The 15,215-nt window shown below is 39.6% G+C and carries 15 protein-coding genes; 10 read left to right on the top strand and 5 right to left on the bottom strand.

Annotated elements, in window-relative coordinates:
- The first annotated feature begins 11 nt into the window (after positions 1–11).
- The 6 genes from H9X96_RS13415 (at position 12) to H9X96_RS13390 (ending at position 7,660) form a co-directional block, all read left to right on the top strand.
- Entirely contained in the window at positions 12–704 is a 693-nt protein-coding gene (locus tag H9X96_RS13415) for a YggS family pyridoxal phosphate-dependent enzyme (protein ID WP_187666787.1), read from the top strand.
- Entirely contained in the window at positions 704–1,168 is a 465-nt protein-coding gene (locus H9X96_RS13410; protein ID WP_187666786.1) for a GNAT family N-acetyltransferase, read from the top strand. Before H9X96_RS13415 ends, H9X96_RS13410 begins: the two co-directional genes overlap by 1 nt.
- Positions 1,169–1,277: 109 nt before the next feature.
- The gene (locus tag H9X96_RS13405; RefSeq protein WP_187666785.1) at positions 1,278–2,093 is read left to right on the top strand and encodes a DUF3298 and DUF4163 domain-containing protein; all 816 of its coding nucleotides are present in this window, start codon (positions 1,278–1,280) and stop codon (positions 2,091–2,093) included.
- A 2-nt stretch (positions 2,094–2,095) separates the two neighbouring features.
- Entirely contained in the window at positions 2,096–3,373 is a 1,278-nt protein-coding gene (locus H9X96_RS13400; protein WP_187666784.1) for an aspartate kinase, read from the top strand.
- Between the two features lie 10 nt (positions 3,374–3,383).
- Positions 3,384–4,565 (top strand): hypothetical protein, encoded by a 1,182-nt coding sequence (locus H9X96_RS13395; protein ID WP_187666783.1) that lies wholly within the window; start codon positions 3,384–3,386, stop codon positions 4,563–4,565.
- Between the two features lie 89 nt (positions 4,566–4,654).
- The gene (locus H9X96_RS13390) at positions 4,655–7,660 is read left to right on the top strand and encodes a DUF2723 domain-containing protein (protein WP_187666782.1); all 3,006 of its coding nucleotides are present in this window, start codon (positions 4,655–4,657) and stop codon (positions 7,658–7,660) included.
- A gap of 161 nt (positions 7,661–7,821) precedes the next feature.
- Here the strand turns inward: H9X96_RS13390 and H9X96_RS13385 are convergent, their stop codons facing one another.
- The 4 genes from H9X96_RS13385 to H9X96_RS13370 all read right to left on the bottom strand — a co-directional run bounded on the left by H9X96_RS13385 (position 7,822) and on the right by H9X96_RS13370 (position 11,272).
- Positions 7,822–8,457: a peroxiredoxin gene (locus tag H9X96_RS13385; RefSeq protein ID WP_187666781.1), complete on the bottom strand. Its 636-nt coding sequence runs from the start codon at positions 8,455–8,457 to the stop codon at positions 7,822–7,824.
- A 53-nt stretch (positions 8,458–8,510) separates the two neighbouring features.
- Positions 8,511–9,458 carry a DUF72 domain-containing protein gene (locus tag H9X96_RS13380; protein ID WP_187666780.1) on the bottom strand — a complete coding sequence of 316 codons (948 nt, stop codon included), beginning with the start codon at positions 9,456–9,458 and terminating at the stop codon, positions 8,511–8,513.
- Between the two features lie 151 nt (positions 9,459–9,609).
- A complete protein-coding gene (locus H9X96_RS13375) occupies positions 9,610–10,698 on the bottom strand; it encodes a S1C family serine protease (protein WP_187666779.1) in 1,089 nt (362 codons plus the stop codon).
- Between the two features lie 7 nt (positions 10,699–10,705).
- The gene (locus tag H9X96_RS13370; RefSeq protein ID WP_187666778.1) at positions 10,706–11,272 is read right to left on the bottom strand and encodes an RNA polymerase sigma factor; all 567 of its coding nucleotides are present in this window, start codon (positions 11,270–11,272) and stop codon (positions 10,706–10,708) included.
- Positions 11,273–11,482: 210 nt separating this feature from the next.
- On the opposite strand from H9X96_RS13370, the gene H9X96_RS13365 reads away from it, so the two are divergent.
- The 4 genes from H9X96_RS13365 (at position 11,483) to H9X96_RS13350 (ending at position 14,340) form a co-directional block, all read left to right on the top strand.
- A complete protein-coding gene (locus tag H9X96_RS13365) occupies positions 11,483–11,698 on the top strand; it encodes a hypothetical protein (RefSeq protein ID WP_187666777.1) in 216 nt (71 codons plus the stop codon).
- Positions 11,699–11,913: 215 nt separating this feature from the next.
- Entirely contained in the window at positions 11,914–12,225 is a 312-nt protein-coding gene (locus H9X96_RS13360; protein WP_255431108.1) for a hypothetical protein, read from the top strand.
- A gap of 139 nt (positions 12,226–12,364) precedes the next feature.
- Entirely contained in the window at positions 12,365–13,711 is a 1,347-nt protein-coding gene (purB, locus tag H9X96_RS13355; protein ID WP_187666776.1) for an adenylosuccinate lyase, read from the top strand.
- A gap of 77 nt (positions 13,712–13,788) precedes the next feature.
- Positions 13,789–14,340, top strand: coding sequence for a NifU family protein (locus tag H9X96_RS13350; protein WP_187666775.1), 552 nt, complete (start codon positions 13,789–13,791; stop codon positions 14,338–14,340).
- Positions 14,341–14,422: 82 nt separating this feature from the next.
- Here the strand turns inward: H9X96_RS13350 and H9X96_RS13345 are convergent, their stop codons facing one another.
- Positions 14,423–15,211 carry an inositol monophosphatase family protein gene (locus H9X96_RS13345; protein WP_187666774.1) on the bottom strand — a complete coding sequence of 263 codons (789 nt, stop codon included), beginning with the start codon at positions 15,209–15,211 and terminating at the stop codon, positions 14,423–14,425.
- Positions 15,212–15,215 lie beyond the last annotated feature (4 nt).

Below are 15,215 nucleotides of genomic sequence, written 5' to 3'. Positions count from 1 at the left end.
AATACTGATAAATGAGTATAGCAGATAACTTATTAAAATATAAAAACGAATTGGAGCAAGATGCGGTGCAATTGATCGCCGTTTCAAAATACCAGGAAGCATCAGCAGTTTTGGAAGCCTATAATGCCGGACAAAGGGTGTTTGGAGAAAACATTGTGCAGGAGCTGGTAGAAAAACAAGCCGAACTTCCAAAAGACATTGAATGGCACTTAATCGGTCATTTACAAACCAATAAGGTGAAATATATTGCCCCTTTTATCAGCCTGATTCAATCAGTAGACAGCTTGAAATTGTTGATCGAGATCAACAAACAAGCAACAAAAAACAAGAGAGTGATCGATTGTTTACTACAGATTTATATTGCTGATGAGGACACTAAATTCGGTTTAGGCTATGATGAAGCAATTGATTTATTGCGTTCTGAAGAGTTTGCGGCGATGAAAAACGTGCGTATTACGGGTTTAATGGGCATCGCCAGCAATAATGCACAAGAGAAACAGACTCTGGATGAATTTACAGAGCTGAAAGTACTCTTTGACGGCATCAAAGTAAGTTTCTTTAGAAAAGACGACCGCTTTAAAGAGCTCTCGATGGGTATGTCTGGAGATTATAAACTGGCTGTCGAAGCTGGAAGCACTATGGTTCGCGTGGGCAGCAATATCTTTGGCAAAAGAAAAATTAAACACTGGAAAGAGGAAGCATAATGAATATAAATATCAGAGTGGCCACACAGCAGGATTGTCCGCGCTTATTGGAATTGATTCAGGAGCTGGCCCTATATGAAAAAGCACCGGAGGAAGTCACGGTGACTTTAGCAGAATTTGAAGATGCTGGTTTCGGTTCCAAACCGGTATGGAACGCTTTCGTAGTAGAGAACGACCAGTTGATTATTGGCTTTGCACTATATTATACCAGGTATTCTACCTGGAAAGGATGCAGGTTGTACCTGGAAGATTTCATTGTTACTGAAAGCTACAGAGGCAAAGGCATCGGAAAATTACTTTTCGAAAGAGTGATGGAGGAGGCGAAAGACCAAAATTTCAATGGCATGAACTGGCAGGTGCTCGACTGGAATGAACCAGCCATCAACTTTTACAAGAAGTATGAAGCACAGCTGGATCCGGAATGGTTGAATGGTTCTTTTTCAAAAGAGCAGCTTGCAAAATAAAAGAGCAACTTTCGAAATACCTAAATGGCATAGCGTTTGAAACTAATCGCTCAAAATCAAAGGTAAAGGCCTTTCAAATCAACAATAGAAATCTTTAAATCAATAGCAGATGAAAAAAATAGCAATATTACTAGTGGCTTTAAGCTTTGCAGCTTGCCAGAGTGAGAAAAAAGCAAGTGATCAGGAAGATTCCACACTTGTGGAAATGTCTGCTAACGATGGCATGAGTTTTAAATACGATAGCCTTAAAGTTTTCAGCAAGCCTAATCCTGCTGCGAAGACAAAAAGCACGGATACCACTTATGTTCGTATGGTTTATCCTGTTTTTTCAAATCCAAAGCTGAACAAGCTCCTGGAGCAAAAAACGGTGGAGGCCATGATCAATCCTGATGAGAAAAAAGACCAGACCTACCAGCAGGTAGCGGATGCTTTCCTGAAAAACTATGAAAATCTAAGAGATACAGAAGGAACTGTGGCGGCCTGGTTTATCGATGCCGAAACAAAAGTGTTAACAGATCAGCCGGATTACTTAGGATTTGAACATAGCCTGGTCAATTATGCAGGTGGTGCCCACCCAAATAGTGTGATGGTGTACTGGAATATCCATCCGAAAACCTTACAGGAAATCACGCTCGAATCACTGATTAATGAAGGCAGCATGCCTCAGCTGGTGGCCATTGCTGAAAAGATTTTTAGAAAAAATGAGAAATTAAGTCCGACAGCAAGCCTCAAAGACAATTATTTCTTTGAAAATGATAAGTTCGACCTGAACCGCAATTTTACAATTACCAAAGAAGGATTAAAATTCCTTTATAACCCATACGAAATTAAAGCCTATGCTTATGGCAGCACTGAATTGATCATTCCTTTCAGCGATTTAAAAACCATTGCCAGGCCTAACACTTTACTAAGTCCGACAAAATAACTATGCTCGTATTCAAATTTGGAGGCGCCTCTGTAAAAGATGCAGCTGGCGTCATCAACCTTGCGCAAATTGTTAGCCGCTACCCTAAAGAAAAATTACTGATCGTCATTTCTGCTATGGGCAAAATGACCAACAAACTAGAAGACCTTTACAAAGCTTACCTGAATGGGGAAGAAGAAAATGTTCATGAGATTTTTGAAGCTGTAAAAGCTTATCATTTTCAGATCATAAGCGATCTTTTTCCGAATCACCAGCACCCGATTTACAATGATGTAGCCAATACTTTTGTGGAGATCGACTGGCTGATTGAAGAAGAAATCACAGATAGTCCTGATTATATCTACGATCAGATGGTATCAATCGGTGAAGTCATTTCTACCAAAATCGTTGCCGCTTACCTGTGCGAAACCGGTCTAAAAGCCAAATGGCTGGATGCCCGTAACTTCATCCAAACCGACAACAATTACCGGGAAGGAAATGTAAACTGGGAGAAAACAGAAGCAGAAATACAGCAGGAACTCTTGCCTGTACTGGATCATTTTATTGGCGTAACGCAAGGATTCATTGGTGGCACCAGTGAAAATTTCACCACTACATTGGGTCGTGAAGGCTCGGATTATTCGGCAGCAATTTTTTCTTCCTGCCTAAATGCCGATTCTTTAACCATCTGGAAAGATGTTCCAGGAGTATTAAATGCCGATCCAAAATGGTTTGACGAAACTGAACGAATCCCGCAATTGTCGTATCATGATGCCATCGAGCTGGCTTATTATGGAGCAACGGTGATCCACCCAAAAACAATTAAACCGATCCAAAATAAAAATATTCCACTTTTTGTACGCTCATTCCTTCATCCGGAAGCCGAAGGTACAGACATTACGAATGCGGAAAACCAGTTGCCGGTTCCTTCTTTTATCTTCAAGGTACAGCAGGTACTCATCTCTATTTTCCCTAAAGATTTCTCCTTCATTATCGAAGAAAACCTGAGCGACATTTTTAGTCTTTTTCATAAACATAAAGTGAAGATCAATACGATGCTCAACTCCGCGATCAGTTTTTCGGTGAGTATTGATGAGGATCCGGAAAAATTGCAAAAACTTATTGAGGAGCTTTCCGTCCATTACAAAGTAAAATACAATACCGGTTTAGAGTTGGTGACCATCAGGTATTACAACCAGGAAACAATTGATCGTGTGACCGTTAACAAAAGCATTTTGCTGGAAGTTAAAAGTAGACACACTTGTCAGATTGTCATGAAAGACCGTAACCCTAGCACCTAAATCAATTCCATTGAATAAAAATATTTTAGCCCCAGCAGTACAGGAATATATCAATCACCATTTAAATGGGGATGTATTTACCATTGCTATGGCTAAAAGTCCATTTCCGGAGGTCAGTTCTAAAGAACTGGCCAACCAGATTGCAGCAAAACAGAAAAGTATTAAAAAACTACCTACCTGGTATCATCAGGAACTGGTTTATTATCCCGCTTTACTGTCCATTGAGCAATGTTCTTCGGAAAGTACAGCCGCTTATAAATCAAAATTAACGATTGGAGAAAGTCTGATTGACCTAACTGGTGGCTTCGGGGTAGACAGCCTTTTCTTCGCCCGTAAACTGAAATCAGTCACCCATTGTGAGATTTATCCAGAGCTTTCTGAAATTGCAGCGCACAATGCACAGGTGTTAAAGCAGTCTAACATGCTGTTCTTAGCGCTGGATGGCATTGCCTACCTTCAGGAAAAGAATATTCATTTCGACAATATTTACATTGATCCTGCCAGAAGAAGCAGCGTAGGAAAAGTGTTTATGCTTAAAGATTGTACGCCAAATGTGGTGGAACACCTGGACCTTTTGCTGTCGAAATCGAAAAGGATCATCATTAAAACTGCCCCCTTACTCGACCTCAGCGCCGGATTAAAAGAACTTAAAAACGTGAGCGAAATCCACGTAGTCAGTGTGAAAAATGAATGTAAAGAGTTGCTTTGGATCGTAGAAAACAAACCTGCCGAGCAAGTAAAAATCGTTTGTACCACTTTAAATGAGCAAGAAAAAAGCTTTAGTTTTTTCAAAGGAGAGGAAGATATAGCGGCCGAAATTCCAGAACAGGATTTACAGGAATATCTGTACGAGCCTGATACCGCGTTGTTAAAAGGCGGAGCATTCAACCTGATTGCCAGCAGATATGGCTTGCAGAAATTGCATTCCCAAACACAGCTCTACACCTCTTCAAACGTGGTCAGCGATTTCCCAGGACGAAGATTCAAAATCAATGGCCTTTTGACTCCTGCAGATCTGAAAAAAGAAAAAGACCTGAGGGGAAATGTGATTGCCAGAAATTACCGCGATAAAGCAGAACAACTGGTAAAAAAATATAAAATCAAACCAGATCAACATCGCTTCTTCATCTTTACACAGAGCAAAAAACAGGGTTATCTGGTGATCGATGCTCATATTGAGCAGCATTACTAAAGGAAAAATTAACATACTTTAACATTTCTAAGTGACTATGCTTTAATGATTTGGTTATTTTTGATTAACCATAAATTAAACCTCACCTCATGAAAAATTATTGCCGCATTAATAACCTGGTAGGCTTTCTCCTTTTTGGAATTGCCAGCCTTGTTTACTGGCTGACGATGGAACCGACCGTCAGCTTCTGGGATTGTGGAGAGTTCATCGCTGCCAGTGCTAAAATGCAGGTAGGCCACCAACCCGGAGCCCCATTGTTCTTAATGATCGGCAAATTATTCTCTTTACTCGCTATGGGCGATACTGCCAAAGTCGCTTATTGGGTAAATTTTAGCTCGGTACTGTTTAGTGGAGCGACCATTATGTTCCTGTATTGGACCATCACGGCGATGGCCTCCAAACTATATTCCGAAGAAAAAACCAAATTGGAAATGCTCGGAGTGATTGCGGCTGGTGTTGTAGGCGCTTTAACCTATACTTTTTCCGATACCTTTTGGTTTTCAGCCGTAGAATCTGAGGTGTATGCCCTATCTACCCTCTTTACTGCCCTAGTATTCTGGGCCATTCTGAAATGGGAAAAAAGCATGGACAACCGCTGGCTGGTTTTCATTTCTTTTCTTGTGGGCCTATCCATCGGTGCTCACTTATTAAGTTTACTCACCATACCGGCTATTGTATTGGTTTACTATTTCAAGATTACAAAAAAAGTCAGCTGGTTTGGCACTTTAAAAGCTTTCGCTATTGCCTGTTTGATTGTAGGCTTCGTACAAATTGTGATCGTGCAATACTTGGTTCTTATCGCTGCGAAATTTGATCTTTTCTTTGTCAATACGCTAGGATTCAACTTTGGATATGGCGCTATGGCCTTTATCTTACTGTTGACTGGCTCGATCAGTTACGGCATCTACTATGCTATCCAACATCGTAAACACCACCTAAACGTCAGTCTGCTTTGTCTGGCCTTCATTATTTTCGGCTTCAGTTCTTATTTTGTCATCCTGATCCGCGCGAATGCCAAGCCAAGTATCAATCTGTCTAACCCCGACAATCCATTTTCGCTCTACAGTTATCTTGGACGCACCAATTATGGCGAAACCCCATTGCTGTACGGAAAAACCTTTGACGCCAAACAAACCGATTTTAAAGAAACTGGTACTCAATATCGCAAAGGCAGTTCAAAATATGAGGAGTCTGGAAAGTCCTTCAAAGTTGAATACGATAAAAACATGCTTTTCCCAAGGATGTACAGTGGAAAACCTAATCACGAAAATTTCTACCAGCAATGGATGGGGATGGAAAAAGGGCAGTCAGCAACCATGGCCGATAACCTCAGCTTTTTTAGTTCTTATCAGGTGGGTTTCATGTATCTACGCTATTTCTTCTGGAACTTTGTTGGCCGTCAGAACGATATTCAGGGGCATGGCAATCTGGAAGATGGCAACTGGCTTTCTGGCATTAAGCCCTTGGATGCCCTCAGACTAGGTTCACAAACAAATCTCCCTCCTTCGATACAAGAAAACAATGGTCACAATGTACTTTTTGGCTTGCCTTTCCTATTGGGAATGGCTGGATTGATCTTTCTCTATAGAAAAAACAAACCAGCGACCTTAGTCATTGCTACTTTATTCTTTTTCACCGGCCTGGCCATTATTCTATATTTGAATCAGGACCCACTCCAGCCAAGAGAACGAGATTATGCATATGTAGGCTCTTTCTATGCCTTTTGCATTTTTATTGGTTTCGGTGTATTGGCGATCAAAGCATTACTTTCGCGCTTCGCGCCCCGAAAATTGAGTCTGCTGGTTGCCGCGCTGACCGGGTTACTAATTGCGCCAACTTTAATGGCGGTACAAGGCTGGGATGATCATGACCGTTCGGGTAAAACCACAGCCAGAGACTGGGCGGCAAACTACCTGAATTCCTGCGCGCCAAATGCGATTTTATTCACCAATGCAGATAATGACACCTACCCATTGTGGTATGCGCAAGAGGTAGAAGGCATCAGAACTGACGTCCGCGTGATTTGTATCCAATTCTTAAGCGACGGTGATTTCATCAATCAACTGAAAAAACAGCAGAATAAATCTGCCGCACTACCTATTACGATGGCGGCTGAGAAATACCTGCAGGGCGTACGTGATTATATTCCTTATGTAGATTACGGCATCACCGACAGTGTGGAATTAAAAGAATTGTTAACTGTGCTTACATCCGACAATCAAGAAGATAAGGTACAGATGAGTGATGGATCTTTTGAAAACATCTTGCCAACTAAGAAACTTAAAATGACCATTGATTCGGATCAGCTGGTCAAAACCAAAACCATTAAAGCTGCCGACAAAGACAAAATTGCTACTCAAATGGAATGGAAAGTTGATAAAAGTTTTATCGGTAAAGCAGACCTAGCCATGTATGATATTTTGGTGCACAACAACTGGGAAAGACCAATTTATTTCGCCACTTCCGTATCTCCGGATACTTATATTGGCTTAGAAAAATACCTGTACCTAGAAGGGTATGCTTACCGTTTATTACCCTTAAAGACAAACCCTAAAGATGAGCGTGATAAATCACAGGTCACCAATACAGAAGTGATGTACGACAATGTGATGAATAAAATGAATTTTTCTGGTTTCAAAACTGCGAAGTACCTGGATATAGAAAGCAGGTCTATCGCAGAAACTACCTGGACTTTTCACAATACCCTAGCTAATAACCTGATTTTAGCCGGCAAACCAGAGCAGGCAATGGAAGTGATGAAAAAAAGTGTTAAAGAACTGCCATTAAAAAATTATGCGATCCAGGATACCATCAACAGGTTCAACAGCATCAGAATTTTTTATGAGCTCAAAGACGTACAGCAGGCCAATGTATTGGCCAAAACCACCCTTTCCTTTTTGGACCTGGAGCTGCAATATATCGCTTCCCTGCAGCCGGACCAACAAAGAAGGCGTTTAAGAGACATACAAGTGGGCATATCAATCATCAATGGATTAGAGGAGATGAGCAGGGATCACCAGCAGCTGGAGCTGAGCAAGGAACTTAAAACAAGGTACAATCATTATGAAAGCGTCTTTACGAGCTCCATTGGCTAATTGACCCATTAGAGTGCTCATACAAATCAGGGAACGTAAAACAACCAAATGGCAGCTAAATAGGATTTAGCTCCCAAATATTAAAAGCAGAAAACGCCCCAAAACCTAAACAGTTTTTGGGGCGTTTTCATGAAATAACAGGATTAAGAATTGACGAACAGCTATTTGTTTGGCTGAGGTGTCATTCTTAAATAAGGTTTAATCTCTCTGTATCCTTTTGGGAATTTTGCAGGAATATCTTCAGTTTTGATGCTATTCATAACTACTACATCCTCACCGTCTTTCCAATCTGCTGGAGTAGCTACACTGTATTGAGCAGTCAGCTGCAGGGAATCAATTACCCTCAATACTTCATCAAAATTTCTTCCGGTAGAAGCTGGGTAAGTCAACATCAGTTTCACTTTTTTGTCTGGAGAAATCACGAATAGGGAACGCACAGTTAAAGTCTCCGATGCATTTGGGTGAATCATGTCATAAAGATCTGCGATCTTTTTATCTTCATCCGCAATGATTGGAAACTCCACATTGGTATTTTGTGTTTCATTGATATCCTTGATCCATCCTTTATGTGATTCTGCTGAATCTACGCTTAAGGCAAGTACTTTAACATTTCTTTTTTCGAATTCGCCTTTTAGAGAAGCGGTACGTCCAAGTTCTGTAGTACATACCGGAGTATAATCTGCCGGATGAGAAAATAAAACACCCCAGCTATCTCCTAAAAATTCATAAAAATCGATATTCCCGATAGAAGTTTCTGCTTTAAAGTTGGGCGCTACGTCCCCTATTCTTAAACTCATAATTGTGTGGTTTTAGGGTATAAATTATAATATCTACAAATTTAGTATACTTTTTAGAATAATTGTGTGTCTTTTGTAATTTCTCCATCTTTCCCAGCAAGGAATTTGATTTCTGAAATCGCACTGCCTAAATGCTTGTTAAATTCTTTAATGGTATAATTGGCAAGAATCGGCGTATCCCTTTCATCGTGCTGGTGTAAAAAGAAGTAAACCTTCTCCAATCCATGATCCAGCCATATTTTAAGGCGTTTCACCCAATCATCAATTCGGGCTTCATCTAAGACTTTAAACGCCGCGCCATTACCTACAAAACGAATGAATACTTCGGGGATGGTCAGTTCCATATGGATCACGTCCCTTCTGCCGCTGGCATCGGTAATGGCTGCTCCTTTATTTAACCTGGCTAACATTTCAAAAAGGGGTTTGCGGTTGCTATCCTGCGAAAACCATTCCGGATTTCTAAGTTCTACGAACATGGATAAATCTGCGGGCAGGGATTCGAGGTAGGATGCTAAAACATCTTTGTTTTTTGGTCCAAAATTATCTCCCATCTGGAGAAAACAGGGTCCGAGGTATTCGCCGAATTCTGAGATACCAGAGAGGAAAATATCCGTGACTTCTTCTGCGCTCTTTAGCCTTTTCCTGTGAGTAATGGACTGAGAAAACTTCGGACAGAAAAGAAATCCATTCCTGGAATTCAGGGCTGCCTTTTCCTTCCATTTCCTGATTTGCTCCGGCTTTGGCAGACTATAGAAAACAGCATTCAGTTCAATTGAATTAAAATGCTTTACATATTCATCCAGAAAATTGGCTTCTTTAGTCTTTGGGGGATAGATCATATTTACCCATTCTTTTCTGCCCCATTTCGCACAGCCCACATAAAAAGCTGGTGTTTTTGCTGCAGGTTTACCCGACAAAGTCAGCGCGGTTTGCTGGCCATCAGCTGGCAGGCTAAAATCTATTCTTTGAAGTTCATCTGTGGCAACCTTTCCAAAATCCATGTTTCCTAATTAGGTCTTCGTTATGAAATTAAATCCGCTTTAACATAAAACTAGGAATTTTTAAGAAAGAACTCAGGAAAAATGGCTTAAAAAAAAGAAGACCCTACAGCGAGATCAGCTATAGGGTCTTACAATTATTTAAAATAGAATTTTATTTATATACTTTGATCATGAACACATAATCCTGTATTTTCTGGACCTGTTTATTTCTGCTCAGGCCTTGCAAAGAATTTCTTTTATTGAAAGCCACTTTTTTACCTAAAGAATCATTAGGAATAGAGTTTAAAGCCTCTTGAATATATTTTGATTTAATTGCAAAGGTTGCTCCATCTACTTGTTTCTCTTTCGCAGAGATGACACCGATGATGTTTCCCTGATGGTCTAATAAAGGACCACCGCTATTTCCAGGGTTTACAGGAATGGCCACCTGATATTGTGTGGTATCTCCATTATAACCTGTTTTTGAGCTCACATAACCTTCGCCAAATACGGCATCATCTTTAGGAAAACCTAAGGTATAAACCACATCACCCATGCCTATTCCGCTTTGTTTCAATCGGTAAGGAAGGTTAGAAAGCGGGCTGAATGAACGATCTGTAATTTTTAGAATGGCCAAATCATACTGAGAATCAGTTCTGACTACTTTAGCTTTATAAGAATCACCTTTGCTATCCTGAACATATACAGAGTCCGCGCCATCTACTACATGCAGATTGGTCAATAAGTAACCGTTGGCGGTTAATGCAAATCCTGTTCCGCCGAAATTGGCAGGTTTCACGTTTTTAGGGGTATTTTTAGAATTGATGATTCTGATCAGGCTGCTTTGAGAATTTTTAATTTTCGTCAATTCCCTGCTGACCAGTTCAACGCTGCCAATTTGTTTGGTGTTTTGCTGGATAGAATAAACGGTCACAATGGTTAACAGGATGAAAGAGGCGGCAACGGCAATCGCTGCTTTATTTTTTCTCCATAAGTTGATGATACGGGAAGGATGAGGTCTTAACGCTTCTGTTAAGCGCTCTACGTCAATTTCTGCATGGGCGCGATCCATTTTCGCTTTTAAATCCATCTTATTGGCATACTCTCCTAAAGCATCCAGAAAAACTTTATGCGCAACTACCTTATGATCCACCGTTGGATCATTCTTGCGAAGCTGCTCAAAAGCTACTCTTTCTGTCTCAGAAAGCTTACCATTCAAATAATCTTCAATTATACCCTCTAACTCAATCTCGTTTCTCATATCACCTTTAAACTTGAAAAAACAATTTCTTCAGCCGTTGTAAGCATTTATATTTTTGAGTTTTGGCATTATCCGTATTGGTATAGCCAAATTTCTCACAAATGTCCTGCATAGACAGACCGTTGATGTAAAAATCCTGAATAATGGTCTTGCAAGGTTCACCAAGATGAACAAGTGCATCGTTCATTTTATCAAACTGCTGATCTTTTTCTTCATGCTGCTCCAAATCAACCTCTACTGCCATGATATCCTCAAAATCTGAGACGTTATTGGTTTTCCGGCTTTCCTGGGAAAGTTTCTTCAACCATATTCTTCTGCAAACTGAGTATATATAGGTCTTTAGTTTACTGCTCAATTCAAAATTGCCGCCCTTTATTTTATTGTATAATACGATGATTCCTTCCTGATACACGTCTTTTGCATCATCCTCATCACCGTTATTATTCAGTATAAACTGCAATACCATCGGAAAATATCCGGTGTACAGTTTATTTAGCGTATCTTCCGAGTCATTTAGTATCCCTAAAACTACCTCTCTATCTGTTGGAACTGAACTGCTTAACTTATTACTCACCAATTAATACATTTATACGTGAATGGTAACCCAATGTTAACCAAAAAAAAATACTTTTTTCTGATCTTTCCCTTATTACCTTACTAAACGTCAACTGCTCCAAATTCGTCAAATAAAAATATTTTATTTTTTTTTGAATTGCTCGGGTTACCTTTTAATCTTTCAGGTATTAATCAGCAAAATTAATTAATTATTTAAAATAGAATTATAATGAAAAACGCATTTAAATTAGGCTTTGCAGCTTTAGCAATCACTTTATCAGTAGCAGCTTGTTCATCAGAAAAAAAAGGTGAATCAACTGATACTACATTAACTGATTCAGGTGCTGTTGTTACTACAGTTGACACTAACGTTGTTGATACTACAGTAAAAGATACTACTGTAAAAACTACAACTGTTGCTACTGACACTGTAACTAAAAAATAAGCTCAAAAGGCTAATCACAAAAAAGGTGCTGGAGCAATCCAGCACCTTTTTTGTTGCATTTATATTTCTTACGCCGTTAAACTGAGTAAGTAAAAGTTTTTCAGCATTTTTTTTCCAAAAAAAGTCAAATAATTTCAGGATGAAAAAGACCAGAAAGTGTTCGGGTGCAAATACCGCCCTACTTTCTCCCTGATTTCAGGACTTGAAAAATATATTTGAAAAAAAATAAAAATAAATTGGATTACCTGGGTTACCTTTTTGGATATAGGGTATTAATCTACAAAATTGATTATTTAACATTTAAACAAAATATAATGAAAAACGCATTTAAATTAGGTTTCGCAGCATTAGCAATCACTTTATCAGTAGCAGCTTGTTCATCAGAGAAAAAAGGTGAATCAACTGACACTACATTAACTGACTCAGGTGCTGTTGTGACTACTGTTGATACTTCAGTTGTGGATACTACAGTAAAAGATACAGTTGTTAAAACTACTACTGAAACTGCTAAACCAGCTGCTCACTAGTTTTAATTAACTTCATAAAAAAAGGCCTTGGACTATTCCAAGGCCTTTTTTTATGCCCTGAAATTCAATTAGCCAGGCTTCCATTCCCAAAAACGGCTAATAATCCGTAACTTCGCGACCGTAAACAATCTTAATATCCATGAATTTATCACCATTACAAGCTATATCTCCAATAGATGGCCGTTATAGAAATACAACTGAAAGCCTGTCTAAGTACTTTTCTGAATCTGCCTTAATTAAATACAGGGTATATGTGGAAGTAGAGTATTTCATTTCACTATGTGAAATCGGATTACCAGGATTAGCGAAATTTGATAAATCCAATTACAGTAAATTACGTCTGATTCATGAGCAATTCTCAGATGTACATGCACAGGAGATTAAAGACACGGAAAAAGTAACCAACCATGATGTAAAAGCGGTTGAATACTTCATCAAAAAACAATTTGACGATTTAGGCTTTCAGGATTACAAAGAATTTATCCATTTTGGATTAACTTCTCAGGACATCAACAATACGGCTATTCCATATACATTTAAGCTAGCATTAAACGAAGTATATTATCCAAACATCAGCAACTTAATTAGCAAGATTAAAGAACTGGCTGCAGAATGGGCAACTGTTCCATTGTTGGCATTTACGCATGGACAACCAGCTTCGCCTACTAAATTGGGTAAAGAATTCCTGGTATTTGCGGAACGTTTGGAAATCCAGTTAAATAACTTAAAAAACATCCCTAACAGCGCAAAATTTGGTGGTGCTACAGGTAATTTCAATGCACACCACATTGCTTATCCTAATGTAAACTGGGTAGATTTCTCTAACCACTTCGTGAACGAAGTATTGGGATTGTCACGTGCACAGCATACCACTCAGATTGAACATTACGATCAGTTTGCAGCACAATGTGACGCTTTGAAACGCATCAACAACATCATTATCGATCTTGATCGGGACATCTGGGCTTACATTTCTAAAAACTACTTCAAACAAAGAATTAAAGAAGGAGAAGTGGGTTCATCGGCTATGCCGCATAAAGTAAATCCGATTGATTTTGAAAACGCAGAAGGAAATGCAGGATTAGCAAATGCTTTATTTGAATTCTTCGCTGCAAAATTACCAATCTCCCGTTTACAAAGAGACCTTACGGATTCAACTGTATTGAGAAATGTAGGTGTTCCTATGGCACATACGGTAATCGCGATGGCTTCTACCCTTAAAGGATTAAACAAAATTATTCTGAACAATGATGCGATTGCCGCTGATTTGGAAAACAACTGGGCAGTGGTTGCAGAAGCAATTCAAACCGTGTTGAGAAGAGAAGCTTACCCGAACCCATACGAGGCTTTAAAAGACCTGACTCGTACCAATCAAAAGATCACCGCGGATACCATGGCTACCTTTATTGATGGTTTAGCGGTAAACGACACAATAAAAACAGAACTAAAGAAAATTACGCCATTTAACTATACGGGTGTGTTCTAGGAATTAATGACCTAAAACAGACATCGACAACGTAATTTGCAGCTTTGAATTATTTATTTTTGTAAGAAAAAAAGACAATGACGATCAACGTATATACAGAACAAACCCCTAACCCTGCCACCATGAAATTCATGGTCAATAAATTATTGATCAACGGCAGCGAAGATTTTGCGACTAAAGAGAGTGCTGAGCTATCTCCTTTTGCAAAGGAACTGTTCAAGTTCAACTTTGTAAACGGCGTTTTTTTTGCAAGTAACTTTGTCACGATTACCAAGACCGAAGATGCGGAATGGCCAGATATTGAGCCAATCCTAAAAGAATTCGTAAAAGGTGCGGTAGAATCAGAATATAAAATCAAAGAAGAAACTGACGAAGCTGCTCCAGCATTCACTGGAACAGATATCGAAATCAAAATCCAGCAAATCCTGCACGACTATGTTCGTCCGGCAGTAGAGCAGGATGGTGGTGCAATCAGCTATAAATCATTTGACGAAGGTGTGGTTACTGTAGAACTTAGAGGTTCATGCAGTGGATGTCCATCTTCTACCATTACGTTAAAATCTGGTATCCAGAATTTATTACAGCGTATGGTTCCTGAAGTGAAAGAAGTCGTATCTGAAGCTTTATAAGCACCAGATCAGCATATACGAGAAAAGGCCTTGATTTTATCAATCAGGGCCTTTTCTCGTATCATCTTTTAAATGTTTTTGTTTAGAAGTGTCTGGCCATAATCGACAATAGCGCTCCATCGATATTCCCATTCGTAGCTAGGATCTCGCGCTGCTGAATAAACTCTGTACCGCCAGAAAAATTAAGGATATTCCCTCCCGCTTGCTGCACCAGATAAGCACCCGCAGCCACATCCCAGGAATTCAGGTTGTATTCAAAGAAGCCATCAAACCTACCGCAAGCCACATAAGCTAAATCAGTGGCCGCTGAGCCAATTCTTCTTAAAGCATGACAGCTGCGCATCATTTCTGAAAGCAATTGCATATAGGCCTCCTGCTTCTCAAACTGATAGTACGGGAAACCCGTTCCGATTAAAGTTTCGCTTAAGGAAGTACGCTTAGATACCGAAATTTCTTTGTTGTTCAGGTAAGCCGCTCCACCTTTATAAGTAGAGAACATCTCTCCCCTGTTGATTTCATAGACGACACCAATCACCGGCTGTCCGTCCTCATAAAGGGCAATGCTGATCGCATAAGTAGGCAGACCATGGATAAAGTTGGTCGTCCCATCTAAAGGATCGATAATCCAGTTGAAAACTGCACCGGTTGTATTTAAGGTCTCCTCCTCTGTAATAAAGCCAGCTTCAGGAATCAATTTTACCAGATTCCTCACCAATTGCTTTTCGGCATTTTTATCTACGTAAGAAACCAGGTCGTTGAGTCCTTTAATTTCTACCGCATTCGCGTCAAAATTCATGGACTCCCTGCGGATAAAATTGCCGGTTAAACGGGCAATGGCTACAACTTTAGAACAAAGTAATTCGTAATTCAAATCT

The organism is Pedobacter sp. N36a (assembly GCF_014472395.1).
Classification (GTDB): Bacteria; Bacteroidota; Bacteroidia; order Sphingobacteriales; family Sphingobacteriaceae; genus Pedobacter.
This window is presented reverse-complemented; position numbering and strand designations above follow the sequence as displayed.